Source organism: Pseudomonas sp. NFACC04-2, from assembly GCF_900119265.1.
Lineage (GTDB): Bacteria > Pseudomonadota > Gammaproteobacteria > Pseudomonadales > Pseudomonadaceae > Aquipseudomonas > Aquipseudomonas fluorescens_AA.
Genome location: NZ_FPJC01000021.1, coordinates 72,069 through 97,334 on the forward strand (window position 1 = coordinate 72,069; position 25,266 = coordinate 97,334).

Here is a 25,266-nt window from a genome sequence, read left to right on the forward strand (position 1 = left end):
GCAAGGTGGTGGAATTACGCAGGTACAGCAAAGCGGCCTTTGACCAGGCCTTCACGGCGGCGGACGCCAAGGCCGAGACGCTCTTCCACCAGCAGCGCACGCTCGTTCTTGATGAACTGATCGTTGATCAGGCCCATCTTGAACAGGAACGACATGCGGTCGAACAGCACCGAAGAGCGTGCGAAGTTCGCCACCAGGAACTCGCCGCCCGTGTCGGCATCACCCTCGTCGACACTGTCGGAGGTGACTACCGGCCGCCCCCAGAGGACTGGGGTTACCAGGCCTTGCAGATTCGCAAACAGGTAGCGGTTTTCGCCATCCTTCTGCAGCTCGATGTTCATCCAGTCGAGCTCGGTCATCACAATGCCGTCAGCGGACAGCATCGACTGCTTACGCACCTGGTAGATCGCACGGCGCACGAGATCGATGGCGGTATCGCCTGCCTTCGTCAGTGTTGCGTCGTAAACGGTGGCCTGGGTCATCAGGCCGTTCAGGTTTTCGCCGGTACCGTCACCCTTCAGGATCTGGCGCTCTTCCTCGAGCTTGAGGTCGTAGCGCAGGAGCTCCTGCAGGTAGGCCATCAGTTGTGGTACGTCGTCCAGCGCCTCGTCAGTCACGGGCATCCAGACGGCGATCTTCTTGACCCGATCGGTTTGGGTCGTGAAGGTTACGTTGCTGGTCGGCTTCAAGCCACCTTCCGCCACTGGAGCCGCGCCGCGGGTGTGCAGGTTCTCTTTGAAAAAAGTGTACTGTTGGCCCGTTACCGGAACGGTAGTGAGCAGGTCGCGGATCCGCAGCTCTTGGCGGATACCTGGCTGGATGACCGGGTCATAGTTCGGCGCAACGATACCGGCGCTGGTGACCTTCATTTCCTTCATGCTGGCCATGTCGGACTTGGTCACTTCGATATCGGCCAGGGAAACGCTTTTCGCCTGCAGCGATTTGTAGGCATCGTCGTTTTTGACCAGGTCGATAAAGCTCTTGGCCTCGCCCGGCTGGCTGCGCAGCTTGATGCCCTTTTCTTCCAGCTTCTGGACCTGCTCAATGACGCGCTCGATCTCGCCTTTCTGGTTTTCGATCTGCGTTTTCATCTCGCTGGTGACGGTGTTGCCCTTCTGCAGCTCATCGGCGACAGCGTCGTACTTTTTCTGCAAACCAGCGAAACCTTCCTTCAGCTGGGTTTCGAGCGTGGATTTTACTTCTTGGATTGGATCGGTCATGGCGACACCTTAAAAAAATTGTCAAAAGTGGTGGAGAGTGATTTCAGCCCTTCCACGATCGCCGTGGCCTCGCTGCCGCCGTCACGGCGTAGCGCGGGATAGCCGAGTGAGGCGACTGCTGCCGCCTCTTTCTGAGAAAGCCCCATGCGCTCGCGCAGGGCGTTCTCGAAAAGTCGTATATCGGATTTAACTGTCAGGATCTGAGCCTCGGGGTTCATGCCGAAAGGCACAAACGACGCTTCCCACAGCTCAGCCTCCTTGATGATCCGGACCCGCCGGCCGGCGCGCTCCTCGAAGTCGGCCTTGATGGTGTTGAAACCGATCGACATGCTGTCGAGGATCTCGGCCTTCATTAATTCGTATGCGTCGCGGGCATAGCTCACCGCTAAATTCACACGCCCCTTCAAGAACAGCCCGTGGTCGTCTTGGGTGTAATCAGCAGAACCAACCAACCGGGTGAGGTCGTGGTATAGGGCGAGCTTCAATTTGCCACCCCGGGTTGCCTTCACTCGGGTGAACGCGCCAGGCAGAATTACGTCGTCGCCTAGGTCGACGTTGTTGAACACGGCGGCGTAGCCTTCGAAGTTACCGGCCTCGTCCACCGATTTGAGTTCAAACGGGACTTCAAGCTTTGACATTGGTCTGCATCTCCCACCGGGTGACCCGGTCGTATTCTTCGCCCGGCATCCGGGTTTCGTTTTCCTTCTCGCGGACCTCGTTGATCGTCAACCAACCAGAACCGCCCGAGCCTCCGAGCGCCGCCTGGTAGTAAGCCGCCCGGCCGGCGCTGTCGGCGCGCAGCAGCCCCTCCACGACGAACTCCACGAACTGGGGTTTGTCCCGGAAAAGCTTGTCGTTGATTTCGTCCTCGATCGCGTCGAGGTAGGGTTTAAGGCCGAACGTTACGTAGCCGCTGGTTTGCTGCTCCAGGTTCGATCCCATGATCGAGGTCTTGCCAGCGCGGTTGGCCAGGTACAGGGGCACGCCGTAACAACCGGCAATGGCCTCTTCCTGGAATTGCTGGGACTCTATGAACTGGCTGTCCTTCTGACTCAGCCCTGCGGGTACGATCTTCGGACCACCTTGCAAGATCCCCATCGAGCCGATGTCGTTGATGTCGCCTTTCCGCACATCAGGGAACTTCTCCATGATCTGCGCTTGCTGAACCTTCGTCAGGAACTGGTCGTAGATGACGTAGCCGCCGGTAAAGCCGCCCTTGCGCATGAACATCGCCGACCAGTTTTGTGCGGTCTTGGCGAGCCCCATCGTTTCCGCTTGATACTCAACAGGCGACAGCCCGTTAATGCCGTCCATGCTGAACAGTTTGAAGTGCAGCATGTTCTCCGGCGATACAGGGAAGCGCTTTCCTCCTACCGTGACCCAGTAGATCAAATCATCAGTGGTGTCGACTTGAACGTTGTCAGCGCTCACTGGGATGAAGCCGATCCAGTCCCCGTTATCGGCGCGCTCAATGATGCTGTACGCATTCCCTCGCAGCGCCATGTTCACCACGGCACACTTTAGGAAGTTGAGCTTGGTCATGTACGGGTTTGGCTTTCTCAGAATCCTGGCCTGACGTGACTTGGGGTCAGCCAAGATGCGGCCCGCAGCGGTGTCTTCGAATATCTTGAGCGGCAAACCTGCAGCCGACTCGCTCAGGATCTTCACGCACGCCCAGACGATCGGGATTGTTATCGCCGTCTGCGCAGTAATTTTCACACCGGACTTCGTACGCTTGCCGCCGGCAACCATGTCAACCTCAACATAGTTGCCGGTGGCCGGATCGGTGTAGCCGAACATGCGCCATGACAGCGGGTTATACCAACGAGATGCCATATTCAGCCTATGAGTTCGAGCCAATGAGTCCGAAAAACCCATCAGCCAAGTAATTGTCGAGGCCGCTCTGGGCCTGGGGGTTTAGCGAGAGCAGCGAGATCGCGTTGAAGGCAGCCATCAATGGGTCGATCTTCGCCAAGCCGGACGCCTGCTTGGTGATCAGGATCGCGTTACCGGCCGGCACAACCCGGGCATTGCCGCAGCACCATGCCATCATCGGCTGGCCGCCATGAACCAGACCACCTTCGGCAAGCTTCCGCTCGGTGGTCTTGATTGCTCCGTTCAGTTTCCAGCCCTGGCTGATGCCGATAATCTTCTCCTCGGGGATCCCGGCCTCGGCCAGGGCGTCGAGAATGGCGCCGATCCCTGAAGGGTCGAGCCCAACCTTATCCAGCAGGCCGGCCGCTTCGACTCTGGCCACCAGCTCGGCGACCTCCTGCACGTCGTCGCCGATGGTCTCTACCAAGGTCAAATCGCCATTGCCGGCAAAATCCCGAAAACGCGGCGCCTCGCTTTTGCGGCGCTCCAACACTGAAGGATGAGCCCAGGCGTGCGTCCACAAGAGCCACTGCCGTGTGAGCTTGTCGCGGCCAGCGACAGCAAATCCCAGCAAGTCGTCCAAGCCGCCGCCGTCTACACCGACATCAACAACCTCGCAGCGATCGAGCAGTTGTTCGAAAGTCAGCCCGTCTGATAGGGCCTGGGCTTCCCAAAACTCGGCACCTGCCCAGCGATCAGACTTGAGCGACAGCCCGATCTCGACGTTTAGGTGTTTCGCAAGGAAGCCGCGGAATGACTCCTCGCCGTCCAGCTGTGCCTGCGCGTAGCCGCGCTCGAGGAACGGCTCATCAACCGAAAGCCCCAAGTTCGGGTTGGTGACATAAGCATTCGCGAAGTCGCGGTGCGCGCCAGCGTCTAGCATCGCCTTAGGAAACTCGTACAGCACCGGCAGAAATGACCGATCTTCTATCTCACCGTCGCGGACTTTCCGGGCATAGAGCAGCTTCTGCCGGAAGATGCCCGCGGGCGGGTCGTCCGACTGAGTGGTGGCATAAATCACGAAGCCTTCAGGCCGAGAGGCCAGGCCGCCGGTCGCCTCTCTGAGCATGGCTTCGGCACCATTACGCTTGCCGAACACCCAAAGTTCATCAATGAAAATCCCGATGGCCTTTTTGCCTGACACGGTGTCATTGTCAGCCGCCACGACCTTCAGAGTGGCGCCGGTCTGGCGGTGGGTCACCGTACGGGTGTGGTTCTGTACCTGAATCAGCGCAGAAAGCTCAGGGTCTGCACCGATCATGTCCCTGATTGGCAGGTAGGAGTTGTCGGCAATTTCCTTGGTTGGGGCCAGAATTATGAATTCGCCCGACACCCTCCAATTGAGGATCAGCGCGGTCAGCATGATCCCGGCCGCGATAGTCGACTTGCCGTTTTTTTTGCTGATCAGCAGCATGAACTCGCTGATCAATCGACGCCCCTCGTCTGGGTCGTAGGCACCAAAGATAGCCGCCACAAAGTCGTTAACCCAGGCCCGAACGGTTTCGCACATCAGCGGGCTGCCCGCGGCATCGACCATCCGAAGCGAGCCGAACACCTCGAGAGCCTCGGCGGCCTGATCCACAAACAGGGGCCCCTGGGGGATCAGTGACTCACGCGCGACGATCCGGCGCTCCCAATCGGGGCAGGCAGTAGTCCATTCCATTATTTACCGCCTTTGACTGCTGTGAGTTTGGGCGGCTGACGGACACCGAAGCGGCCGGCCGCCGCCTTATCGGCTGCTTCCTTGGCGGCATCCTTCTTGCCGCCCTCGCCCTTGCGAGAATGAATGAAAGGCATCAACGCCTTTGCGGCATCCACTCTCAGCTTCGCCTCGCTACCTAAGTCATTCATGACCGCAAGAAGAAAGTCCTTCGGGTCGGAATGTCGAAGCGCCTGGGCCAAATCAAAGCCAGCCTCGACCGGGTCCGCAGGCTGCTCGTCCGGCTCTCCAGTCGCCGCAGCCTTCTGCACCGGAGCTTTAACAACTTTGTTAACGCCTGCTTGGGCAAGAGCCGCCACAACATTTGGGTGTTTTGCCAGCCTGGAACCGGCTACCGATGCGCTGGAAGCAGCGTAACCAGCGGCTATCGCTGCGTCTTTGTTCGACGCGCCACCCTGCACGGCAACGACAAAGGCGCGCTGTTTGGGTGTTAACGCCATTAACAAAAAACCTCAAAAGGGGAAAAAATCTGCGCGTGAGAGGGGGAGTGGTCTGGAACAAAATGCCTCCCCACATTTTGACCGCCCCCGGGGTCTCGGCGCGGGGAGTTGGCGTGCTGCAATGGGCGTGTGACGTGCTACAGATCGACTCAGGCGTCATTCCTCAGCCACGGCGCCACTGTCGCTGGATCGACCTTGCGGCTCGGTGGACCTGACCGTCCCTTCCTTGGCGAGAAGACATCGTCAAGTTTCCATCCCGCATCAAGCCTGTACTCAATGGCATTGCGTGACAGGTTGAGGTGTCGGCTCCACTCATTCAGGCACATCGTCTTGCCGTGGGCTGTGTAGCGCCTGCTCGACATCTGCTGATGCGTCTTCGTCATCTTGCGAAAGCCGCGCTTCTGATTGCATGCGGCACAGCTTGCGACCAGGTTTGTTGGACTGTTGTCGTCCTTCTGGTCGTTGAGGTGATCGACGTGCATGTCATCCCAGCACACGACAGCCGAGCACCAGTGGCATGCGAAAGGGCCAGCGCCGTGGTGCGCGTGGTAGACCGCTCGGTGCTCATAGACTCGGTTGCTGGTGCGTCGGAGTGCATGATTGGGGGCGTGTATCAGTTTGTACCCATGGCTATGAGTCAGGGCACCTGGCTTGACCACGTCCAGCTTATTGGTTGTTCCGTTGCGGCGGTGGCGCATGTAGTGCTTCTCGCACATCTGGGCGCCCTTACGGTTGGCCACGCTTGCGCAGCCAGGCACTCGGCAGATCGCCGGCTGGTTGGGTTGAGTGAGCATGGGGTTCCTCTAAGGACGATGGTTGCGCTGTTCTTCTTGTTGCTTGACGGACGAGTGGCAGTGAGTGCAGAGCGAGACCCACTGGCTTTTGTCCCAGAAGATATCCATGTCGCCGCGATGCGGAACGCGGTGGTCGACAACAGATGCTGCAGTGACCCTTCCCTCTCGCTGGCAGTACACGCAGAGCGGGTTGTCGTTGAGGTGGACCAGTCGGGCCTTCTGCCATTCGTAGTTGTAACCACGCTGACTTGATGTGGTCTTGCCTGTACGCCATGAGCCAGGCGCGGCAGTCGCGAGTCTGCTGCCCTGGGTGGTGACTCTGTTGCCCAAGGTCTGGATGCGGGCCATCACTCCTCCAGCGACAGCTTGATCGAGGCCAGGATCACACCGAGCGCGGCAGCTTTGGACGACCTGGCCAGTTCCACCACCAGGGCTTCAACCCGGGCAACTTCTGCCTGCTCGTCCACTGGCATCTCACTGACCATGCCTTTGATCTGGTAGTACTCGGCGCTCACTGCGCTCATTGGATTTTTACGCCTCGCTTGGGCAGTACTTGAAATAGTGGCGGGTTGCCGGTATTGGTTAAGCCTCGATAACAGCAAGGAGCGAACCATGTCCAATCCAAAGGCGACTATTACCATTCATACAACTGTGGGAGACCCAGAGGTGATCTATGGGGCTGAGTACAACCACAATCCTGGAGAGAGAACTTTCTCCCAGGGGGTGAATGACCCTGGCACCCTGATAACGCGGCACGGCTGGCTCGCAGTGAAGACCACGGCCTTCCCTGGATGGAATGCCGCATACAGCGTCGATGTTTCGGATGAGCAAACAGGGGAAGACCTTACATTCGAAATAACCCGCTCCTTCAGCTATCCGGTCGAGAAAGAAGAATGGTTGTGGTTCCCCGTTAAGTCTCCACATTAAAACGTTTGCCCGCGACACAATTTGCTGCTGCGTGAAACGTGTCGCGGATTACTGACTTACCCGGTCCACGGCTTCGATAGCCTTGTCCGCTGCCTGAGTGGCGGTTGTTGCTGCCTTGGTGGCCTTTTCGGCTGCCGTGCTGGTCTTGCGGGTCAGCTCATCCAGACGCTTGTCTCGCTCTACCATTGCAGTGGCATAGGCGCTGCGGATGTCTTCGACCTGCTTGGACTGGCTCTCAGCGAGCGACCAGTAGCAGGCTTGATACCCGAGCACCGCCCCACCACCAACCAGGACAATCGCAATCGCCCAGACCTCGGCCCGGCGCCACCAGCGGCGAGCGATAAATTCCATCGCGCATCTCTCCATCACACGACTCCTCCAAGCTTGGTGCGCAGGCGGTTGATTTCATCGCTCTGCAGAGTCACCCGTTCTGTAAGCTGGGCAACCTGACTGGTCAGCGCTTCGATCTTCCCTTCCATGCGGCCCACAGCGGCGGCCAGGTCGTTTCGCTCCTTCGCAAATTGATCGGCGCGGGCTTCGGCTTCCTTTCGGGCGGTGCGCTCGGAGTCGAGCAGCTCATTCAAACGGCGGACGGTGCCGATGTCGGCGTTATCCATTGCCCGGTCGGCAGCGTCCTTAGAAAGAAACTTGCGCAACCAAAGCAGACCGCCCAGCACGACAGTGGCACTACCGCCAAGCCAGGTGGCTGTGCCTGGGCCGAGGTCGGTAGGATCCATCGCTACTCCAAAATGAAAATGGCCTGAGTTGGCCTTGGCTAATTCCCGGAAACAAAAAAGCCCCAGTATCAACTGAGGCTATTGAAGTTTTTTTTCAGTTTTTTATTCAGCCGCCCTGCTGAGCGTCTACCTACTGATCGATCTCACGATGCCGAAGAAAAAGCCATCTACCGATGAGATTTTTCCTCGCCAAAGCGTGCCGTCTCCTGGGATTGGGACGTTCCCACCGTTGTAAACCTTTGCGTCCTTTAAATGCAGATATTGCGAGGGCACTGAACTGCCTCCTGGGGGCCGTCTGGCGGTCAACAACTGGGTCATGGTATCGACACCAGAGTTAACTCCGCCTTCAGCTGCGCCAGCAAACCCAGCGATTACCTGATCAAAATAGGTGTTTACTGAAATCAGAATACCGGTAACTAAACTTCCGCCAATTGTGAGGCTGATGGATGCTTCGATGCCGAAATCATTAGCAATGTGCACAATACTTTGAAGCGTGTCATCTATACCACGCCCCTCCCAGGATCCTTTTAGAATCACAAGGTCGCTCAGGTCTTCTCTTAACTCTTCAACAGCCTCTAAACCCTCGGCATTCTCACTCATCTTCATGGCTCCCAGCCTTTTATGTCGAGCGCCACCTATACTCCGAGAGTTTTAATTGCGCAACGAAAAAGCCCGACTCAATGGCCGGGTTTTTCTTTGCTTGGTTGTCATCCTGTGATGCACCAAACCGCAGGTTCGAAATCTACGCGGTCACTCGGCCACTGTCAAGCGGCTTGCTGGTGCAGCAGACCACACTCCTCCAGCAGCGCCTCAACCGTCAGGTGGGCAGCGGCAACCTGGTCATCCAGCCACCGCTTGGTGATCGACCGCCAGCGCCGCAAGGTCCTGTCGGGCGTGCCGTCAGCATCCCAGCTGTGCAGCACGTAGAACGAGGCGGGAAGCCCATTGCGCCGCTCAGGAACCATCCATGCCATCACGCACTTGGTCTTGAACAACTGGTGCGCCGGACTGACCACCCTCGGCGTGAGGTAGGCAGCCGCCGCCCTCACCTCGTTCTGATTGATCGAGTACTTGCCCACCAGGGCCTGCCACTGAATCTCTGGCAGCGCCCGCTTGAGGGTTGCCCGGGTCATCGAGTCCTGGGTCAGCCTTTCCTCCGGGGACAAGTCATCGCTCAGCGATTGCCCGGGAAGCTCATCATCGAAGCTCGCCTTGTAATGGCGCTGCCAGGACGCCTTCTTGGTGCCGTCGTGGATCTCGATAGACATCACTCGGCTGATGCAATGCGCAGCATCGCGGTAGACGGTCATCAGGCAGCCCTCCGGATGCGACGCGGCGGCGGGTTGTCATCCAGCCCCAGCAGGTTGCGCAGCAGCTTGTCGGCCGCTGGGTTCTTGCTGTTGTTCTCCTGCACCCAGCGCTTGCAGTAATCCCCGAACTCGATATCAGTCCGGAGCGAGTGCCAACTGGCGACCATGTCCAACAAATCCGACAATGCCGCCGGGCCGCCGATCTTTTCCTGGGCCAGGGCCGCACCGGCGATCTTCAAGAATTTGCGTTCGTGTTCCAGCAGGCTTTTGCGCGGCAGCGCCGCTCTGACGTTACTCATAGGGTGGCACTCCGAACTTGCAGATATTCGTTTGGTTTCATGTCGCTGCGGGCTTGGGATGAAATGGCATGACGCCAGGCGCGATACGCCTCCTCAGGCGATTCGCCTACCCCGGCCCATGGATGCTCCTTGGCGTAGCACCAGAAGGTGCCGCTGCGGCCGGTGATCCGTGCCTTCGGCAGTCGCCCGGTGAAACCAACCTTGCGGTGCCCAAGCCAATCGGCCACTGCCGGCCAGATAATCGCCTGCTCTGGCTTTGAGAAGTCCGTCTTGCCGTTGTTGTCGTGCACTTCGGCAAGGCCGTAGTCATCGTTCGCCACCCAGAGCCGGAAACCGCTGGGAACGTGCTGGATGTCGTACCCCTTCCGCGCCCACTTCCAATCATCCGGATACTCTCGAATCGACTCGGCGATGCGCTCAGCCTCGGGGTGCTTGGACGCCGGAACAAGGACGGCTCCTTTTGGCAAAACGCTGGACTTGCCGGCATCAAGGGAACCTTGCAAGGCGGCCAGGGCTTCCCCAGCAACGAAAGGCGCGGGGGCGGCGCTACGCCCCAGCAGCCGGGCCAGCAGATTAAAACTTCTCATGGGTTTTCCTCCCCTTGAATCGGTCGGCAAGGGGGCGGTTCATTTCCACCTCCTCGTTGCTCGGCTCGCGACCGGCGAAATTGACGAAGCGGGCGAACTTTCCTTGCTGCTGGACCATGCACGAGCCAACCGGCGCGTGCCTGCACTTAGGCATAAGCAGCTCAGTTGCACCGTTCTGCCCCTCCTCGCTGTCCATGTCGCGGTGAACCAAAATGATGCAGTGAGCGTCAGCCTCGATCTGCCCGGAATCCCGCAAGTCGGAGGCGATGGGCTTTTTGCCTGGACGTTTTGTCGAGTCTCGGTTCAGTTGCGCCAGCAGAATCACCGGCACATCAAGCTCCTTGGCAATGTTCACGATGCCAGTGGAAATCTTCCCCAGCTCGGCGGTGCGGTTGAATGCCTTCCCGTCCGACCCGATCAGCCCGATGTAGTCGATCACCACCACGTCAAGCCCGTGCTTGCTCTTGACCTGGCGGCAGATGCTGCGAATGCGCGGCACCGTCAGGCCCGACTTGTCACAGACGTAGAGCGGTTTATCCAAGATTTTTTGGACTGCCGAAGTCAGGCGCGGCCAGTCATCGTCCTGCAACTGCCCATTGTCCAGCACCTGCAGGTCGACACTTCCAAGGGACGCCAGTGCGCGGTTGCCAAGCTCCTCCTCGGGCATCTCCAGAGAGAACACCATGCCGACGCCGAGGCCGGTGCAGGCGATGTGTTGGGCGATCTGCAGGCCAAGCGTCGTTTTGCCGCTGCCCGGGAGGCCTGCAACGATGGTCACGGTCTTCTTGCGCAACCCGCGAATCAGCTTGTCCAGGTCTGCCAGGCCTGTAGAAAGTCCAGTCTTAAGCGTTTTGTTGAACTTGGAGTCGATGATGTCGACGTTTCTGGCCACCACCTCATCCATGCGCTTGTAATCCGGCTCGCCGGTGTCGAGATCGCGTAGGTCAGCCATGGCTTGCTGGGCACTGGCAATGATCTCTGCCACCGGCTTGTTTTCGCTGGCCGATTCGCGCACAGCATCAGCGGCCTCAACCAGCCGGCGCAGCACCGCCCGCTCAGCCACGGTTCTCGCGTATGCACGCCAGTTCGCTGTGCTTGGCGTGTTCTTCGCCAACTCACCCGCATAGGCAATGGTTGACCCGCCACTGGGTAGATATGGCTTGTAATCGTGAAGCGTGACCGGGTCCACAGGCGCCCCAGTCGCGTGCAGATCTACCATCACCTGGAACAGCGCTGCGTTTTCCGGATCATGGAAGTCAGCAACCGTGACGCTGGCGGTGATCGGATCGAACAGATCGCCATCCAACATCAGGGCACCGAGAAGAGCGTGTTCTGCCTCGTCGCTGTAAAGCTCGCGATAGTCGTTCATGCGCGCCCCCTTGCCGAGGCCCAGGTGAAGCCGACCAGGAGAGCACCGTTTTCCCGCAGCCGATCCAGGGCACGGGCGCCGATGTATTGCTCAAGACTTGGTGTGGCGTTCCCCGCTGCGTCCTGCTTCGATCTGGCAGGGAGGTTGGAGACCACCACCGTCGGACGCACCAGGTTATACCGGCGATCAAACACCTCATGCAGGACGCCCAGTTCGTACTGGGTGCCTGCCTGGGCGCCGACCTCGTCGATCACCAACAAGTCGAAACTCGCCAGTTCATTGATCACGTCGCCCTCGGTGTACCCGGCGTCCCTGACCATTGATCGCTTGAACACGCGGATGATCTCGGCGGCGGTAGTGATCACCGCCACGGCCAGGTGTTGGCGAATGACGTGCTGGACGATGCCGCTGGCCAAGTGAGTCTTGCCGTTGCCGACGTTGCCACATAGCAGCAGGTTTCGACCGGCCTGGAAGTGCTCCCCGAAGTTGTCGGCGTAGCCCTGGCATGTTTCCAGTGCCTGGTCCATAGCCGGCGTGGTGGCACGGTAGGTGGTGAGAGTGCTCTCGGCAAACCGAGGCGTGATGCCAGAGCCCACAAGCGCGCTGTTGACGCTTTCGGCCCGTAGGTTCGCCAGCGCCTGTGAATGCTCGTCGCTGCCCTGAGGCGCAACGCGCAGGCCGTGGTACTGGCATTGCTTGCAAGGGCGTACAGCCATCGAGCCGTCGAACTGCTCAACCTCCGAACGATCAACCTCGCCGTGGACGGGGCACTCACCGGTGAAGGTGCGCTGGTCAGGTTGGCGACGGAAATTAGAACGCTGGGCCATTGCCGCCTCCTTGGTACATGTCGTCGGTGTGTTCGGGCAGGTTCGTGTAGGCCTGCGCTTTACCGTTCTTGGCGCCAGCACCCGGCAGCACCGAGTCGGGATAAATGTCCGACCAGCTGCTGGTGGTGGACTTATCCAGGACGGCGTCGGGGTCTGGATGGTTGGCCAGCTTCTTGGCGATCAGCTCACAGGCTCTCAGGGTCAACGGTGCCCGCTTTGCCTTTCGCATTTCACAGAAGTCTGCCCAAGCATTGACGGATGCGTTGGCTGGTTTGGCTGTGAGGGGATCGAACTTTTGAGCCTTCCCCTTTCCGACCTTCTGAGGTGCCTTGGCGCCTTCTTTTTGGTTAAGGATGGTTAATGGGTGGTTAAGGGATGGATTGGGTGCACCCGGTGCACCCCGTTCGGTCGTGGCGTGCACCCCGTTCTGTTCTGGCGTGCACCCCGTTGCGTCTTCAGGTGCACCCCGTTCGGAGCGGGGTGCATCCTGTGCACCCCGTGAAAGGTCGAGGTCGTAGCAGACCGGAACACGATCCCGTTGCGTGATATAGGCGGCGGCAACCGCCTGATTTCCGCGCTTTATCAACCCAATCGACTCCAACTCACGGAGCCGATATTGAACGGTGCGGGGTGCCAGGCCGGTATCAAGCGCAAGGCTGGAAACGGCAGGGAATGCAGCACGACCGGACTGGTCGGCATAGTTGGCCAGGCACAACAGCACATGCCGTGTGTGCGAGTCAGTGACAACCTGCTGGGTAAGCGCCCAGGACATAGCTTGAACACTCATATGTCCAGCTCCCGCGTTACCCGGCGAACGAAGTCGTCATAGGCCTCGGCCATGGCAACGCCACGGTCCTCCAGCGCAGCTCGGGAAGCCTTCGCCATGCTGTAGATCTCCCACCGATCGCGCTCAGGCAGATGACGGCAGTTGGAATAGCTAGGCCAGGGGCCGGCGATCACTTCGGAGGTGTTGAACGTAACTACCGGAAGCTCGACTGCTGATTCGAAAGGACTGGTCATTGCAGCGTCTCCCCTGGCTTGCGGCACAACCCGGCGCCCATGGCTTCCACCGAGCCACCAGACAGGCGCAGCACCAGCAGGCGGAGCGCAGTAGTCGCATCAATGGAAAAAGTCCGCGCTTCGTCGAGCGCCAGCCCCGTCGGAGAGTGATCCATGACCAGGAGTCGAACGCGGTCGCTGTAGTTGAACGCCGCGCAAGCCAATTGCTGGTCGGTCAAGCCGTGGAATGCCTCGTCCGGCAGACACTCGGCCGGGTACATGAGGACCGGAATCTTGCACTCGGGGCGCGGCTCGCCCCCCAGCAGGTGGCGGGTCATTGCCTCCTGGTGATCCTCGGCAACTTGCCTCGCATCGTGACCGGTCTTGCGCCTGAACAGCACCTTGAGTGCGTAGTAGGCGCGATACAGGTCAATGTGCGTGTCATCCTCTTTCTCGATTGAGTACTCAGGCTCATCGATCACGTCCAAGGCGTCCTTGACGACCTCGAAGCACTTCAGCAGCAGGGCAGCATCTGGATATTTCTCGAAGTTGGCCTCATCGATGTGCTCCACGATCTGCGCCGGCTGGGGGAAATTCAGTACGTTTTTCATGCGGGATTCCTCTGGCACAGCTTGAAGCGGCCTTGCTGAATATCGGGATGGGTCGCGCGCTCGGGCGTGACGAAGGTGCACTCGGCGGCGAACCGATCAAAGCGGCGGGTGATGTCCGCCTTGGGCCAGATCGCGTATGGCTGGGCGCCGTCATCGGCGTGCTTGCTGCGCACCATGGCGAATGGCAAGGGCGCGCCCGGGATGTCGCGCATGACAGCATTGATGACCCATTGGGGAAGCCCCAAACGTAGGTTGATGCGCTCACGGATTGAGGTCATGGATTCGAAGCCGGCTGGTCTCGAGTCCAGGTAGCGTACCTGCTCAACGTTAGCCACCCGGGTTTCGATCCGCTCCAGCGCCACCTGCTGCTCGGCCTGCTGACGTTCGACGTTGATTACCGCTTGAGCCTGGGCCAGCAACTGCTCGCCAGGCGTCATAGGGCGCTGGTAGCTGCCGGTCTTGCGGATCGTTGGCAGCACGTCGTCGAACACCCAAGCCTCGAACTCCTGCGCGGCTGGCATGGCGCTGTTGACTATCAGGCGAAGAGTGTCACCCTCAGAAAGCACGCGAGCCTCCTGGGTGCGCCCAAGGCTGTCGAGGATGGGGTAGCGTTTCACGACCCCACGGCAATGGCGCCCCATGGCATCGCTCTGATTTGCATAACCAAGCAAGTCACACACGTCTTTGCCGACGAACCACGGCGTGCCGTCGTCTTCGGTTATGACCCGCACGTTGGTGCCCTTGAAATTGAACGGGGCAATGTTCATTGGCGACCCCTCCGATTTGGCGCAGGGAAAGCCTTTGTCTCGATAGCCGTAACGCTTCCGTCCGGCATTTCCAGAACCTGAATCTGCCTCTTTAACTTAAGGGCGGTATTCAGCGCTTGTTGAGTGATGCCTAGCTGATCAGCGGCAGCAGTTTGCCGACGTTCCGCAAACTCAGCTAGCGAAACGCTGGTGCCTATTCCGTGAGCGCCACGATCTGACATCCCTGCATTTTGCGGCGTGGATTCGCCGAGCTCCTTGAACTGGTCGATAGCGCTATAAACCCCGCCGAAGCCAGTGTCGTTGAAGTACTTCGCCACCTCAAACAAGGCGCCAATCCCTTTTCCGCCGTCGTGCAGGTGATCAAGGTGGATAGCCTTGATCAAGGCGTGCTGCCACTCGAGCACATCTTTGGCTGCAAGCAGCTGAAACTCCGCTTCTTGAGCAGCCTCTTGCATGGTTGGTAATGGCCCGTTCATTTGGCAGCTCCCTGGTGGGGGATGTTCTGCAGCTTGTATGCGGCGGCCGCCCCGGCGTCAGCCATCGACATGGACAGCAAAGCAAGGGAGTTGATGAGCCAGCCAGCACTCATCGCGAGTTCGTCGTGGAGCTCGTTGTGGTTGGCAGCATGAGCGATGAGTTCGCCGATGGCCGCGACGCCAGTCAACGTAGATATCTGGAAATTCTCGTTGGCGTTTTCTACCGCCTTCAGGCGCTCGACCTGGGCATGGGTCAGGTGCGCACCTTTTGTGGACTGGGAGGGAAACTCACGTTCCACGTCGACGAGCAAATCGTTCCAGCGGGGGCCGTTCATTGCTCACCTCCCACTTCCAGCGAAGCGTCCGCGCCCTTCTGAACCGACCAGACCAGCGCACTGACGGTTTCAGCCAGGAAACCCAGCGCTGCCATGCCGTCGCAATAAGTAATCTCGCCCATGTTCAGGCTGTCGTGCATATGACGGCAGATCTGTCCAAGCCCAGACGACAGGACTTTTGCGGTTTGGATTGCATCCTCTGCATTGAGACCGGCCGCAACGTTGAGCAACTGAATGCCGCGATTGTCAATTGGCGTATTACAAAAGCCGGTCAAGGCTGTCAGCAATGCTTGCGATGCAAGTGGGTTGGTGCTATTTTTTGGGTGCATGAAATCGTCCTCGAGACGAAGAAGTACCTAAGCGCTTGCGTCAACAAGTGCCGATTGAGAACCCGCTTGCAGGCGGGTTTTCTGCTTTCTGGGATTCAGAAAGTCAGAATTTGAAGCAGGCGCGCGGTCAGGGCGGTCCTGTGGTTTTTTGAATTGGTGCGCCTGCGTGTTTCATTCTTGATGTCCTTCTACTGGGGTTTTATCCAGTTCGCATAGGATACTTTAGGTATCCCTCAAAACCACAACCAGGCCTGCACATCGAACGAACACAACTCGTTAGCGTCCTGGGAATTTGCTGATTTCTTTTGCCGATGCCGTGCCGTCTGCCGCTAGCTCCACAAAAATGGTCCTACCTGCTGCGATCGCTTTCGACAAAGCAGGTCCGGTGCAATCCAGTTCTCTAGCCGCCTGCTTCCTACCGTTGCGCTCAATGAATTCTTCGAGTGGAATGCCGCTCAATACGGGAGTCATTGGGTGGCCTGCTGGATACTGGATGAATTAACAGCACCGTCAGAGGACTGACCTACAGAGGTGGATTGACGTATCGTTTGATTCAAGATTGCTGCATGGCGTGGGCTGGCCATCTTCGGGCGCTTAGGTTTCCCCCACTGGATATCAGGGCGAAGATCCACGCGACTGATCACGCCACCCGTTGCATCTTCGATTTGAATTGCTCTTTCAGCGGTGATTGCCCGGTCACCTGAAATCAGCCGAGAAAGATAGGACGCGGTGACGCCAAGCTGGATCGCGAAGAGCTTCTTGCCGCCTCGTGGCAGTTGCTCTACATAATTTGCCAGGTTCATCGTTATTTACCTAATGGTGCATTTGATGCCTAGCTTACCCAAGAAATGTACCATTACAAGGTAATTTCCCTTATGGGAAATAAAAGGTAAAGTTTGGTCATGGATATCAAAGATATACGACGATTCAGGCTGCGAAAGCTGTTACTGACCCGATTCCGTTCAAAACAGTCTGCGCTGGCTGATGCGATCGGCAGGTCACCGTCGTATGTCGCCCGGATTTTTTCGGACAAGCCTGAGCACTCCCGCAATATCGGCGAAGCCCTTGCGCGGGAGATTGAGAGCTTGTGCGGCCTTCCCGCCGGATTCTTGGATCAGCCGCTGTCGAACGTGGAAGAAGCTGGCTTTTATGACCCGCAGACGAATCCACCCGGCATTGATAGCTCGAAGCTGCCTCAAATGTTTTCCCACCAAGTCGCAATATTCAACGACAAGGTAGCCATCCCGCTGCTCAAGGTTTCTGCACCGGCGTCGGATGAAGCCCCACAGGAAATTGATAGCGCGGTTACGTCGATTACCCTCGATAAGAGTTGGATTCAGCGAACGCTCGGATTGAATGATGTTTCCCTGCTTAGGCTCGCAATGGGAATGGGTGACTCCATGGCCCCATCCATCAAAAATGGAGACCTGTTGATTGTGGATACGGCATCTACTTCAATCACATATGATGCCGTGTACATGCTCTATATCGGAGGTCAGCTCTCTGTAAAGCGGGTTCAGGCAGAGGTTGACGGTGTGCGAATCATCTCAGACAACCCCAAATTTAAAGAGGTCATGGTCCCCTCGGACATGGTTCACCATCTAAAAATCCTAGGTAGGGTGGCGTATGTTTGGAGCGGCTCTCAGCCCTAGGATCGTCTTAAAAAACAAAAACCCGCAGCAGGCGGGTTTTTTATTGCCAAAAATATTTACCTTTAAACATTGACCAAAATTTACCATTTGGTACTCTTAGCTCCATCGTACCTCGCATGGAGCTCTACCCGCATGAACGTAGCAACCACCCTTACCATCGGTAATTGGACTGGCTACCTTGGTCGCGGCCTGGCATTACGTGAGCTGGAATGCGTCCTAGGTGTTGCAGAGGGGAAAAGCAGCAAAGAGCTTGGTCGGGACCTTGGAATCGCTGCTGATAGCGTAAAAAAAAGGCTTGCTGCGGCGATGTTCAAACTTCAGGTCAACCGCCGAGGTGCTTTGGTTGCTGAAGCCTTCAAGCGCGGACTGATCTCGCCAGCAGCAGCACTAGCTTTGATTCTGGCAATGCACGCATCCATGGCGGAAGACCCAGTGCTTCGCGTTCGCCGAGGTTCTGGCGAGAGACGAGTTGAAACCCGAGTAGCCGTCCGCCGCATCGAGGTCGCCCTCACCGCTTAACCACCCCTGACTTTTGCGAAAGCCAACAACGCGGCCGGGATTCGCTCGGCCTGGAGAAAGTGATGAAACAGAAACGCTTATCGGCAATGCGCCTGTTTGAGGTGCTGATTTTCGTGTTCGTCTACGCCGCACTCACGGTCGCCTGGTTTGGCTTCGCGGCCCGGGAAATGATGAGCAGCGTCCATACCGGCACTGTTCTCGTTGGGTTTGCAGGCTCTGTCCTGTGGCTCATCTGCACAGCCTGCATCGTCGTTTACGTCATCAACAAATGGCATCCAACCAAGAGCACGGAGAAGCAATCATGAAGCGATACGACTCCCGCACCGCCGATAAATTCGTGGTGCGCCTACCGGACGACATGCGATCCGATGTTGAAGCGCTGGCGGCATTCGAAGACCGAAGCATGAACAGCGTGATTGTCCAGGCGATCCGAAACCACCTCGACTTCAATCGACGCCAAGAGCTGTTGCTGGACGCCCTGCGCGATGCCTCCATGAGCAAGCGACAGTCCGTAATCTGTGGGAGCGAACAAAGGCAAGAAGTTGCCGAAATCAAAGCCCAGCAAGGCTTTGCCTGTGGGAGCGAGCAGACATGACAGCTACATCGCCCGGCGGCAGCCAGATTCCTCTCGAGAACGAGTTCAGCCAGCTCGGCTCTCGCCTTGTTCGCTTCGGCCAGGCCATGCAAGAGCCCAGCACCACCGTCAGTGAGCTGATGCGTTTGGCCCAGGCCTGTGGGATCTACCTCAAGTTGCGCGTGGTAGCTGAGTCGGGGAGCGGCAATGAGTGACGAAAATGTCGCGACACAAAGCGCGAATAACGAAATTGTGTCGCGACACGAACGGAGGTAGGTATGTTTCTGACAGCAGAGGAAGTTGCCGACCTGACCGGCTACAAGAAGCCAGGGGCACAGATAAAGTGGCTGACCGCGGAGAGGTACGGTTTCGCGGTGGGCGGTGATGGGCACCCCAAGGTGCTGCGTCAGGTTGTCATTGGGCGGCTGGGTGGTATTCAATCAAGGAAGGGGCCGGAGCTTCGGCTGGGTTGAGGTGAAGATCGATGCGTCCGCGCAAGAAGGACCGGCATCTGCCGGCGTGCATGTATCAGAAGCATGGCGCTTACTACCTGGTCCGCAAGGGCAAGTGGAAGCGCCTGGGCACCGACTTCCAGGCATCCCTGGCGGAATACGCCAAGTTGCTGGACAAAGGCAGCCAGGGCGGAATGCCAAAGCTGATCGATGACGCGCTCGAGCACATGCGCACCAGGACCAAGCCACCACTCAAGCCGAACACGCTCAAGCAGTACGAGGCGGCGTGCGAACGGCTCAAGGAAAACTTCGCCGACTTCGAGCCTCGCGAGGTACTGCAGCGGCACGTCGTCGCGCTAAAGATGCACATGGCCGATACGCCGAATATGTCGAACCGGGTTATCTCAGTGCTTCGTTCGGTGTTCACCTACGCCCTGGAGAAACAGATCGTCGACTCGAACCCTTGCATCGGCGTCCGCCGGCACTTGGAGCATAAGCGCGACAGGTACATCACCCATGGCGAGTTTCAGGCCATCTGCGCCAACTCAAGCGACAACATGAGGGTGATATACGAGATGTGCTACCTGACTGGCCAACGCATTGGTGACGTTCTAGCGATCCGCTTGGCGGACATCAGTGCCGACGGGATCGCCTTCAAGCAGGAGAAGACCAGCGCCAGGCTGCTGGTGCAGATGACGCCTGACCTTGAGGATCTGATCGCCAGGGTCAAGGCGCTGCCCAGGAAGATCCGAGGGCTTACCCTCTTCTGCTCCCCGCGCGGCGGCAAGCCGGTGCACTACAGCTCAGTGAAGGACGCCTTCGCGATCAGTTGCAAGAAGGCCGGGGTCGAGGACGCGAGCCTGCACGACCTCCGGGCCAAGTCCCTTTCCGATACCGACGACCAAGGAAACAGCGCGCAAAAGCTTGGTGGTCACACCGACTCTAAGATGACGCAACGCTATTTGAGGCTACGCAAGATAAATATCGGCGTGCCGCCGTCCTTCCCAAAATCGAAAACTTAGTGTTTTAAGCACTTAGTCTGGCCATTTCTGCTACGACTTCTTGCCCTGCAGGATAGACAGTAGAGTGAGGGAGACGAAAGTTAGTAAAGTGATGCGCGGCACCGAGTGCATGTTCAGGATGAAATCGCGGATATTTACCGACCTTTTCGACCTGAGCTAAAAACTGCTCGGGACTCAGTTGCAAAAGAGGATTATTAATGATCTCATTTTGCCACACCGCACTTTCAGGAGATAAAGGCCAAGTCTCGCGAGCCACCATATCCATCCCATATCGCTTAAAGGATTCTAAAACAAAAGTAGCACAGGTAAATCCATCACCCGGTTCAATTGCAGTAAGCTTTCCATCTAAATCAAAGTACTGCTTGTCATCCCATGCGATAGAATAGGGGATCTGCCCCCCGGACATATCATAAAGACCAGCAAGAAAAGTAATTATGGCACTCTCAGTTTCAGGCTGAAGAGAAGGAATCAAGAGGTAATTATACCGAGACGTTAAAGGGCTTTTTACATAAACATTATTTGAGCAAAGATGAAAAATCCAATAATCGCCAAAAAAATCTCTTACAACAAAACCAGTATGCCTCTGACCTCCCTCATCAACAGGACCAGTAATAACCAAAGCTAAATTCACGTCATCAGGCAGATCCAGATCGTACCTTTTAAGCTCTATCTTCATGCGAATCCCTAGCATCCAAAACGAAACTTAACTACTGATCAAGACCTGCCAACAACTTTGGCGCTCGCTCGTTATCTTTAAGCTCTTCCTTAACAGCATTGAAAAAAACCATCCATGCCGGCAGCAGATGCTTCGCAGAGTAAGAAGCTCTTAGCAACGCGACCATAGACCAAGTAGTAAGCCTATGGGGAGAAGCTGAAGAAAGAAGAGAATTGATTGCCTCCAAGTTCATTTTAGAAAAATTACTTTCAACAAAATACACTGCGTAGACCGATGCAAGCCTTCCTTTTCCATGCTTTTCCCAATGGTAGATCAGGTCCCTAGCAGAAGAATAATCTGCTAATGTATCTTCGCAATTATCCCACCGCGTAAACATAGTGTTATTATTCGCAACCCGCACGCTTAACCTTTGAAGTTCTGTAACAGCATCCGCAAGCACACTAACATTAGAAATATAGTCGCAACCGCTAGCAGATGGAAAGATCACTTCAAGTTTTGTCAAGTAATCACTACGCGGGGCGCGCAACCACTCTCTAGTACTGGAATCACTAGAAGCCATATACATCTCTGAATAATCGCTAAACTTTATCATCAACCATCCCCTCCTTGAGAATTAATAAATAAGCCGCAACCATTTCACCGAATAGCTTTCTTAAATCGCCTTTCTGAATTGGCTCTACGTTACTTACTGAAGAACTCATATCCAACTCTAAGCGCAGAACCGTGTCAGCAACAGCAGTAGGAAAACCAGTTGGACCTATAGTGATCAATTGCCTTTCCAAAACCCCCATCTTAGCAATTCGATTATGAACAAGCGTTGCTACGGAATCAAATTTTACAGGACTATTCACTTGCACCATTAAGTCAGCGATCTCACAGCCATCTTTTACATTAACAAAATGCAAGTAATCGCTAATTAATTTATTGCCATCATGCACACTTCCGACTTTCTTGATAAACACCGCACCCGCTGCAACTCTGGCAATTTTAAACTCGATGTTGTCTAGCCAATTACCCAACACCAGAAGCCACTTAGAGCTAAGATCGTGCAATCCCTCGGCCTTTGGCACACCTGGCATATCGGAGAAAGGGAACGACAAGATCCAATCAACCCTATTAAATGACGACTTAAGCTCAAACTGGCCGCCTAAAAACTCTCCAGACTCTGAATACTCGCCTGTGCTTGGGCGATTAACAGACGCCTCAGGATCGAGTTTAGTTACAGACTTCCACCAATCCCGCCCTACAGCACTGATGGGCTCAAGACCGAAAACCGTCAGCCTTAGCGTCTCAACGTGCCACTCCCTGATTTCGGGCAAACTCATACAGAAGCTCCGTAAATGATGGCGTAAGCCAATACTGCCAAGCGATGAAAGGCGCGTGATGCATGGCGAAATAATTCGAATATAAGCCTCATTCGACGCATCTGTCACTGCGCTTGAGAGATTTTCATCTTCTAAGGACGTCCAGTGAAGGTGTCGACAGTGGCGCGTTCAAACAGAATATTAGACAATCCTTGCTCGTCTAATAGACACATTGTTGTAAGGCATTGAATGACCGACCTTTCCGCTCACACCCCGATGATGCAGCAATACTGGCGCCTGAAGAACCAGCACCCCGACCAGCTGATGTTCTACCGCATGGGCGACTTCTACGAAATCTTCTACGAGGATGCGAAGAAGGCCGCCAAGTTGTTGGACATCACCCTGACGGCGCGTGGGCAGTCGGCGGGCATGGCGATTCCGATGTGTGGGATTCCTTACCACGCGGCGGAAGGTTACCTGGCGAAGCTGGTCAAGCTCGGCGAATCCGTGGTGATCTGCGAGCAAGTCGGCGACCCGGCCACCAGCAAGGGCCCCGTGGAACGCCAAGTCGTGCGGATCATCACCCCGGGTACGGTCAGTGACGAGGCCTTGCTGGATGAACGCCGGGACAACCTGATCGCCGCGGTGCTGGGGGATGAACGCCTGTTCGGCCTGGCGGTGCTGGATATCACCAGCGGCAATTTCTCGGTGCTGGAAATCAAGGGCTGGGAAAACCTGCTGGCGGAGCTGGAGCGGGTCAACCCGGTGGAGCTGTTGATCCCGGATGACTGGCCCAAAGACCTGCCGGCAGAAAAACGCCGTGGCGTGCGGCGTCGGGCGCCGTGGGACTTCGAGCGCGATTCGGCGCTGAAAAGCCTCTGCCAACAGTTCTCCACCCAGGACCTCAAGGGCTTCGGCTGCGAGAACCTGACCCTGGCCATCGGCGCGGCCGGTTGCCTGCTGGCCTACGCCAAGGAAACCCAGCGCACCGCCCTGCCCCACTTGCGCAGCCTGCGTCACGAACGCCTGGATGACACCGTGGTGCTGGACGGCGCGAGCCGCCGTAACCTGGAACTGGACACCAACCTGGCCGGCGGGCGCGACAACACGTTGCAATCGGTGGTCGACCGCTGCCAGACCGCCATGGGCAGCCGCCTGCTGACGCGCTGGTTGAATCGGCCGCTGCGGGACCTGACCGTGCTGCTGGCGCGTCAATCCTCCATTACCTGCCTGCTGGATCGTTATCGCTTCGAGCAGTTGCAACCGCAGCTCAAGGAAATCGGTGACATCGAGCGCATCCTCGCCCGTATCGGCCTGCGCAACGCCCGTCCTCGTGACCTGGCGCGCCTGCGCGATGCCCTCGGCGCCTTGCCCGAGCTGCAAGTGGCGATGACCGACCTCGAAGCGCCGCACCTGCAACAACTGGCGCGCACCACCAGCACTTATCCGGAGCTGGCCGCGCTGCTGGAAAAGGCCATTATCGACAACCCACCGGCGGTGATCCGCGACGGCGGCGTGCTGAAAACCGGCTACGACGCTGAACTCGACGAGTTGCAAGCGCTGAGCGAAAACGCCGGTCAGTTCCTGATCGACCTCGAAGCCCGGGAAAAAGCCCGCACCGGCCTGGCCAACCTCAAGGTCGGCTACAACCGCATCCACGGCTACTTCATCGAGCTGCCCAGCAAGCAAGCCGAGCAAGCCCCGGCCGATTATGTTCGCCGCCAGACCCTCAAGGGCGCCGAGCGTTTCATCACCCCGGAACTCAAGGCGTTCGAAGACAAGGCGCTGTCGGCCAAGAGCCGTGCCCTGGCCCGGGAAAAGATGCTCTACGAAGCGCTGCTCGAAGACCTGATCAGCCAACTGCCACCGTTGCAGGACACCGCCGGAGCCCTGGCGGAACTGGACGTGCTGAGCAACCTGGCCGAACGCGCGCTGAACCTGGACCTGAATTGCCCGCGCTTCGTCAGCGAACCGTGCATGCGCATCAGCCAGGGCCGTCACCCGGTGGTCGAGCAGGTACTGACCACGCCGTTCGTGGCCAACGACCTGAGCCTGGACGACAACACCCGCATGCTGGTGATCACCGGTCCGAACATGGGCGGTAAATCCACCTACATGCGCCAGACCGCACTGATCGTGCTGTTGGCCCACATCGGCAGTTTCGTCCCGGCGGCCAGTTGCGAACTGTCCCTGGTGGACCGGATCTTCACCCGGATCGGCTCCAGCGATGACCTGGCCGGTGGGCGTTCGACCTTCATGGTGGAAATGAGCGAAACCGCGAACATCCTGCACAACGCCACCGAACGCAGCCTGGTGCTGATGGACGAAGTCGGACGCGGCACCAGTACGTTCGACGGCTTGTCCCTGGCCTGGGCGGCGGCCGAACGTCTCGCCCACCTGCGGGCCTACACGTTGTTTGCCACTCACTACTTCGAACTCACCGTATTGCCGGAAAGCCAGCCGCTGGTGGCCAACGTGCACCTCAACGCCACCGAGCACAACGAGCGTATCGTGTTCCTGCACCATGTGCTGCCCGGTCCAGCCAGCCAGAGCTACGGCCTGGCAGTGGCGCAATTGGCCGGCGTACCGAGCGAAGTGATCAGCCGTGCCCGCGAGCACCTGAGCCGCCTGGAAACCACCAGCCTGCCTCACGAAGTGCCACGCCCGACCAAGGGCAAACCGGCCGCACCGCAGCAAAGCGACCTGTTCGCCAGCCTGCCACATCCGGTGCTCGACGAGCTGGCCAAACTCGATCTGGACGACCTGACCCCACGCCGGGCGCTGGATTTACTCTATACATTGAAGACACGGATCTAACGCACAGGCTTTCAAGCTGTTAGAATCTCGCGCGGTTTGGGATGCTGCAGGCAATTAGCCTGGTCTGCAGACTATCGCTCCCGAACCTGGCGAGCCCACGTAAAGGGGGTTCCGCTGCCGCCGCCTGAGGAGAGAATTAGAAATGACCTTCGTCGTCACCGACAACTGCATCAAGTGCAAGTACACCGATTGTGTAGAAGTCTGTCCGGTGGACTGCTTCTACGAAGGCCCGAACTTCCTGGTCATTCACCCGGATGAGTGCATCGACTGCGCCCTGTGTGAGCCGGAATGCCCGGCGAACGCCATCTTTTCGGAAGACGAAGTGCCGGCCGGCATGGAGAACTTCATCGAGCTGAACGCCGAACTGGCGGACATCTGGCCGAACATCACCGAGAAGAAAGATGCTCTGCCGGACGCCGAAGAGTGGGATGGCAAGACTGGCAAGATCGCAGACCTGGAACGCTGATTACCCATCGTTCGCTGAAAAGGCCCCTTGCGGGCCTTTTTGCTTTTCCGGAATTCAAGAAATCGCAGTGTCTAGTCCTGAAATAGGTTTACACCTGTTTCACCCTAACGCCCGATGCACCGCATCGGGCGTTTTGTATTTCAAAGACAGGTGCGGACGCTC

Annotated in this window: 38 protein-coding genes; 10 read left to right on the forward strand and 28 right to left on the reverse strand. The window is 57.5% G+C overall.

Features of this window, described 5'->3' with window-relative positions:
• Positions 1–14: 14 nt before the first annotated feature.
• From BT125_RS23135 to BT125_RS29490, 8 genes are all read right to left on the reverse strand, one after another.
• The gene (locus BT125_RS23135; protein ID WP_072410732.1) at positions 15–1,220 is read right to left on the reverse strand and encodes a phage major capsid protein; all 1,206 of its coding nucleotides are present in this window, start codon (positions 1,218–1,220) and stop codon (positions 15–17) included.
• Complete coding sequence (locus BT125_RS23140; protein WP_072410734.1) at positions 1,217–1,858, reverse strand: HK97 family phage prohead protease; 642 nt, start codon at positions 1,856–1,858, stop codon at positions 1,217–1,219. Before BT125_RS23140 ends, BT125_RS23135 begins: the two co-directional genes overlap by 4 nt.
• Complete coding sequence (locus tag BT125_RS23145) at positions 1,845–3,056, reverse strand: phage portal protein (protein WP_072410736.1); 1,212 nt, start codon at positions 3,054–3,056, stop codon at positions 1,845–1,847. The genes BT125_RS23140 and BT125_RS23145 overlap by 14 nt, the downstream gene beginning before the upstream one ends.
• 7 nt (positions 3,057–3,063) lie before the next feature.
• Entirely contained in the window at positions 3,064–4,758 is a 1,695-nt protein-coding gene (locus BT125_RS23150; protein WP_072410738.1) for a terminase large subunit, read from the reverse strand.
• Entirely contained in the window at positions 4,758–5,255 is a 498-nt protein-coding gene (locus tag BT125_RS23155; RefSeq protein ID WP_072410740.1) for a terminase small subunit, read from the reverse strand. The genes BT125_RS23150 and BT125_RS23155 overlap by 1 nt, the downstream gene beginning before the upstream one ends.
• A 149-nt stretch (positions 5,256–5,404) precedes the next feature.
• The gene (locus tag BT125_RS23160) at positions 5,405–6,049 is read right to left on the reverse strand and encodes an HNH endonuclease (RefSeq protein ID WP_072410743.1); all 645 of its coding nucleotides are present in this window, start codon (positions 6,047–6,049) and stop codon (positions 5,405–5,407) included.
• A 9-nt stretch (positions 6,050–6,058) separates the two neighbouring features.
• Entirely contained in the window at positions 6,059–6,397 is a 339-nt protein-coding gene (locus tag BT125_RS23165) for an HNH endonuclease (RefSeq protein ID WP_072410745.1), read from the reverse strand.
• On the reverse strand, positions 6,397–6,573 hold the full coding sequence (locus BT125_RS29490) for a hypothetical protein (protein ID WP_170866865.1): 177 nt from the start codon (positions 6,571–6,573) through the stop codon (positions 6,397–6,399). Before BT125_RS29490 ends, BT125_RS23165 begins: the two co-directional genes overlap by 1 nt.
• An 88-nt stretch (positions 6,574–6,661) precedes the next feature.
• Between BT125_RS29490 and BT125_RS23170 the strand changes: the two genes are divergently transcribed.
• Positions 6,662–6,976: a hypothetical protein gene (locus tag BT125_RS23170; RefSeq protein ID WP_072410758.1), complete on the forward strand. Its 315-nt coding sequence runs from the start codon at positions 6,662–6,664 to the stop codon at positions 6,974–6,976.
• A gap of 48 nt (positions 6,977–7,024) precedes the next feature.
• Here the strand turns inward: BT125_RS23170 and BT125_RS23175 are convergent, their stop codons facing one another.
• The 17 genes from BT125_RS23175 to BT125_RS23255 all read right to left on the reverse strand — a co-directional run bounded on the left by BT125_RS23175 (position 7,025) and on the right by BT125_RS23255 (position 16,425).
• The gene (locus BT125_RS23175; protein WP_072410760.1) at positions 7,025–7,342 is read right to left on the reverse strand and encodes a hypothetical protein; all 318 of its coding nucleotides are present in this window, start codon (positions 7,340–7,342) and stop codon (positions 7,025–7,027) included.
• Complete coding sequence (locus BT125_RS23180; RefSeq protein ID WP_072410762.1) at positions 7,342–7,713, reverse strand: chemotaxis protein; 372 nt, start codon at positions 7,711–7,713, stop codon at positions 7,342–7,344. Before BT125_RS23180 ends, BT125_RS23175 begins: the two co-directional genes overlap by 1 nt.
• 126 nt (positions 7,714–7,839) lie before the next feature.
• Complete coding sequence (gvpU, locus tag BT125_RS23185; protein WP_139271784.1) at positions 7,840–8,313, reverse strand: gas vesicle accessory protein GvpU; 474 nt, start codon at positions 8,311–8,313, stop codon at positions 7,840–7,842.
• 164 nt (positions 8,314–8,477) lie between these two features.
• Positions 8,478–9,023, reverse strand: a complete 546-nt coding sequence (locus BT125_RS23190; protein WP_072410766.1) for a hypothetical protein — start codon at positions 9,021–9,023, stop codon at positions 8,478–8,480.
• A complete protein-coding gene (locus BT125_RS23195; protein ID WP_072410768.1) occupies positions 9,023–9,322 on the reverse strand; it encodes a hypothetical protein in 300 nt (99 codons plus the stop codon). Before BT125_RS23195 ends, BT125_RS23190 begins: the two co-directional genes overlap by 1 nt.
• Complete coding sequence (locus tag BT125_RS23200) at positions 9,319–9,909, reverse strand: hypothetical protein (protein WP_072410770.1); 591 nt, start codon at positions 9,907–9,909, stop codon at positions 9,319–9,321. Before BT125_RS23200 ends, BT125_RS23195 begins: the two co-directional genes overlap by 4 nt.
• A complete protein-coding gene (locus tag BT125_RS23205) occupies positions 9,896–11,278 on the reverse strand; it encodes a replicative DNA helicase (protein WP_072410772.1) in 1,383 nt (460 codons plus the stop codon). The genes BT125_RS23200 and BT125_RS23205 overlap by 14 nt, the downstream gene beginning before the upstream one ends.
• Positions 11,275–12,105 (reverse strand): ATP-binding protein, encoded by an 831-nt coding sequence (locus tag BT125_RS23210; RefSeq protein WP_072410774.1) that lies wholly within the window; start codon positions 12,103–12,105, stop codon positions 11,275–11,277. Before BT125_RS23210 ends, BT125_RS23205 begins: the two co-directional genes overlap by 4 nt.
• On the reverse strand, positions 12,089–12,892 hold the full coding sequence (locus BT125_RS23215; RefSeq protein WP_072410776.1) for a helix-turn-helix domain-containing protein: 804 nt from the start codon (positions 12,890–12,892) through the stop codon (positions 12,089–12,091). Before BT125_RS23215 ends, BT125_RS23210 begins: the two co-directional genes overlap by 17 nt.
• Positions 12,889–13,125, reverse strand: a complete 237-nt coding sequence (locus BT125_RS23220; RefSeq protein ID WP_072410778.1) for a hypothetical protein — start codon at positions 13,123–13,125, stop codon at positions 12,889–12,891. The genes BT125_RS23215 and BT125_RS23220 overlap by 4 nt, the downstream gene beginning before the upstream one ends.
• Positions 13,122–13,715 (reverse strand): hypothetical protein, encoded by a 594-nt coding sequence (locus BT125_RS23225; RefSeq protein WP_072410780.1) that lies wholly within the window; start codon positions 13,713–13,715, stop codon positions 13,122–13,124. Before BT125_RS23225 ends, BT125_RS23220 begins: the two co-directional genes overlap by 4 nt.
• On the reverse strand, positions 13,712–14,482 hold the full coding sequence (locus BT125_RS23230) for a BRO-N domain-containing protein (protein ID WP_072410782.1): 771 nt from the start codon (positions 14,480–14,482) through the stop codon (positions 13,712–13,714). Before BT125_RS23230 ends, BT125_RS23225 begins: the two co-directional genes overlap by 4 nt.
• Positions 14,479–14,958 carry a Cro/CI family transcriptional regulator gene (locus tag BT125_RS29765; RefSeq protein ID WP_256573823.1) on the reverse strand — a complete coding sequence of 160 codons (480 nt, stop codon included), beginning with the start codon at positions 14,956–14,958 and terminating at the stop codon, positions 14,479–14,481. The genes BT125_RS23230 and BT125_RS29765 overlap by 4 nt, the downstream gene beginning before the upstream one ends.
• Entirely contained in the window at positions 14,955–15,293 is a 339-nt protein-coding gene (locus BT125_RS23240; protein ID WP_072410783.1) for a hypothetical protein, read from the reverse strand. Before BT125_RS23240 ends, BT125_RS29765 begins: the two co-directional genes overlap by 4 nt.
• Positions 15,290–15,622: a hypothetical protein gene (locus BT125_RS23245; protein ID WP_072410785.1), complete on the reverse strand. Its 333-nt coding sequence runs from the start codon at positions 15,620–15,622 to the stop codon at positions 15,290–15,292. The genes BT125_RS23240 and BT125_RS23245 overlap by 4 nt, the downstream gene beginning before the upstream one ends.
• Before the next feature lie 276 nt (positions 15,623–15,898).
• Positions 15,899–16,093, reverse strand: a complete 195-nt coding sequence (locus BT125_RS23250) for a Cro/CI family transcriptional regulator (protein ID WP_072410787.1) — start codon at positions 16,091–16,093, stop codon at positions 15,899–15,901.
• Positions 16,090–16,425, reverse strand: a complete 336-nt coding sequence (locus BT125_RS23255) for a transcriptional regulator (RefSeq protein ID WP_072410789.1) — start codon at positions 16,423–16,425, stop codon at positions 16,090–16,092. The genes BT125_RS23250 and BT125_RS23255 overlap by 4 nt, the downstream gene beginning before the upstream one ends.
• A 99-nt stretch (positions 16,426–16,524) precedes the next feature.
• On the opposite strand from BT125_RS23255, the gene BT125_RS23260 reads away from it, so the two are divergent.
• The 7 genes from BT125_RS23260 to BT125_RS23290 all read left to right on the forward strand — a co-directional run bounded on the left by BT125_RS23260 (position 16,525) and on the right by BT125_RS23290 (position 19,841).
• On the forward strand, positions 16,525–17,274 hold the full coding sequence (locus BT125_RS23260; protein ID WP_072410791.1) for an XRE family transcriptional regulator: 750 nt from the start codon (positions 16,525–16,527) through the stop codon (positions 17,272–17,274).
• A gap of 132 nt (positions 17,275–17,406) precedes the next feature.
• Positions 17,407–17,793: a response regulator transcription factor gene (locus BT125_RS23265; protein ID WP_072410793.1), complete on the forward strand. Its 387-nt coding sequence runs from the start codon at positions 17,407–17,409 to the stop codon at positions 17,791–17,793.
• Between the two features lie 62 nt (positions 17,794–17,855).
• Positions 17,856–18,098, forward strand: coding sequence for a hypothetical protein (locus BT125_RS23270; protein WP_072410795.1), 243 nt, complete (start codon positions 17,856–17,858; stop codon positions 18,096–18,098).
• A complete protein-coding gene (locus BT125_RS29770; RefSeq protein WP_072410797.1) occupies positions 18,095–18,388 on the forward strand; it encodes a CopG family ribbon-helix-helix protein in 294 nt (97 codons plus the stop codon). The genes BT125_RS23270 and BT125_RS29770 overlap by 4 nt, the downstream gene beginning before the upstream one ends.
• On the forward strand, positions 18,385–18,582 hold the full coding sequence (locus BT125_RS23280; RefSeq protein WP_072410799.1) for a hypothetical protein: 198 nt from the start codon (positions 18,385–18,387) through the stop codon (positions 18,580–18,582). The genes BT125_RS29770 and BT125_RS23280 overlap by 4 nt, the downstream gene beginning before the upstream one ends.
• Before the next feature lie 63 nt (positions 18,583–18,645).
• The gene (locus BT125_RS23285; RefSeq protein WP_010564156.1) at positions 18,646–18,840 is read left to right on the forward strand and encodes a DUF4224 domain-containing protein; all 195 of its coding nucleotides are present in this window, start codon (positions 18,646–18,648) and stop codon (positions 18,838–18,840) included.
• An 11-nt stretch (positions 18,841–18,851) separates the two neighbouring features.
• A complete protein-coding gene (locus tag BT125_RS23290) occupies positions 18,852–19,841 on the forward strand; it encodes a tyrosine-type recombinase/integrase (protein ID WP_072410801.1) in 990 nt (329 codons plus the stop codon).
• A 4-nt stretch (positions 19,842–19,845) separates the two neighbouring features.
• Here BT125_RS23290 and BT125_RS29135 read toward each other — a convergent pair whose 3' ends face one another.
• Genes BT125_RS29135 through BT125_RS23295 form a run of 3 tightly spaced genes read right to left on the reverse strand, consistent with a single transcriptional unit; the run spans position 19,846 to position 21,842 of the window.
• A complete protein-coding gene (locus BT125_RS29135; protein ID WP_139271785.1) occupies positions 19,846–20,517 on the reverse strand; it encodes a hypothetical protein in 672 nt (223 codons plus the stop codon).
• Positions 20,518–20,548: 31 nt separating this feature from the next.
• Positions 20,549–21,109: a hypothetical protein gene (locus tag BT125_RS29140; RefSeq protein WP_139271786.1), complete on the reverse strand. Its 561-nt coding sequence runs from the start codon at positions 21,107–21,109 to the stop codon at positions 20,549–20,551.
• Complete coding sequence (locus BT125_RS23295; RefSeq protein WP_072410803.1) at positions 21,096–21,842, reverse strand: hypothetical protein; 747 nt, start codon at positions 21,840–21,842, stop codon at positions 21,096–21,098. The genes BT125_RS29140 and BT125_RS23295 overlap by 14 nt, the downstream gene beginning before the upstream one ends.
• Before the next feature lie 228 nt (positions 21,843–22,070).
• Between BT125_RS23295 and mutS the strand changes: the two genes are divergently transcribed.
• Both mutS and fdxA read left to right on the forward strand, forming a co-directional pair.
• A complete protein-coding gene (gene mutS / locus BT125_RS23300) occupies positions 22,071–24,638 on the forward strand; it encodes a DNA mismatch repair protein MutS (protein WP_170866866.1) in 2,568 nt (855 codons plus the stop codon).
• 142 nt (positions 24,639–24,780) lie between these two features.
• Entirely contained in the window at positions 24,781–25,104 is a 324-nt protein-coding gene (gene fdxA, locus BT125_RS23305) for a ferredoxin FdxA (RefSeq protein ID WP_030139464.1), read from the forward strand.
• Positions 25,105–25,266: the final 162 nt, after the last annotated feature.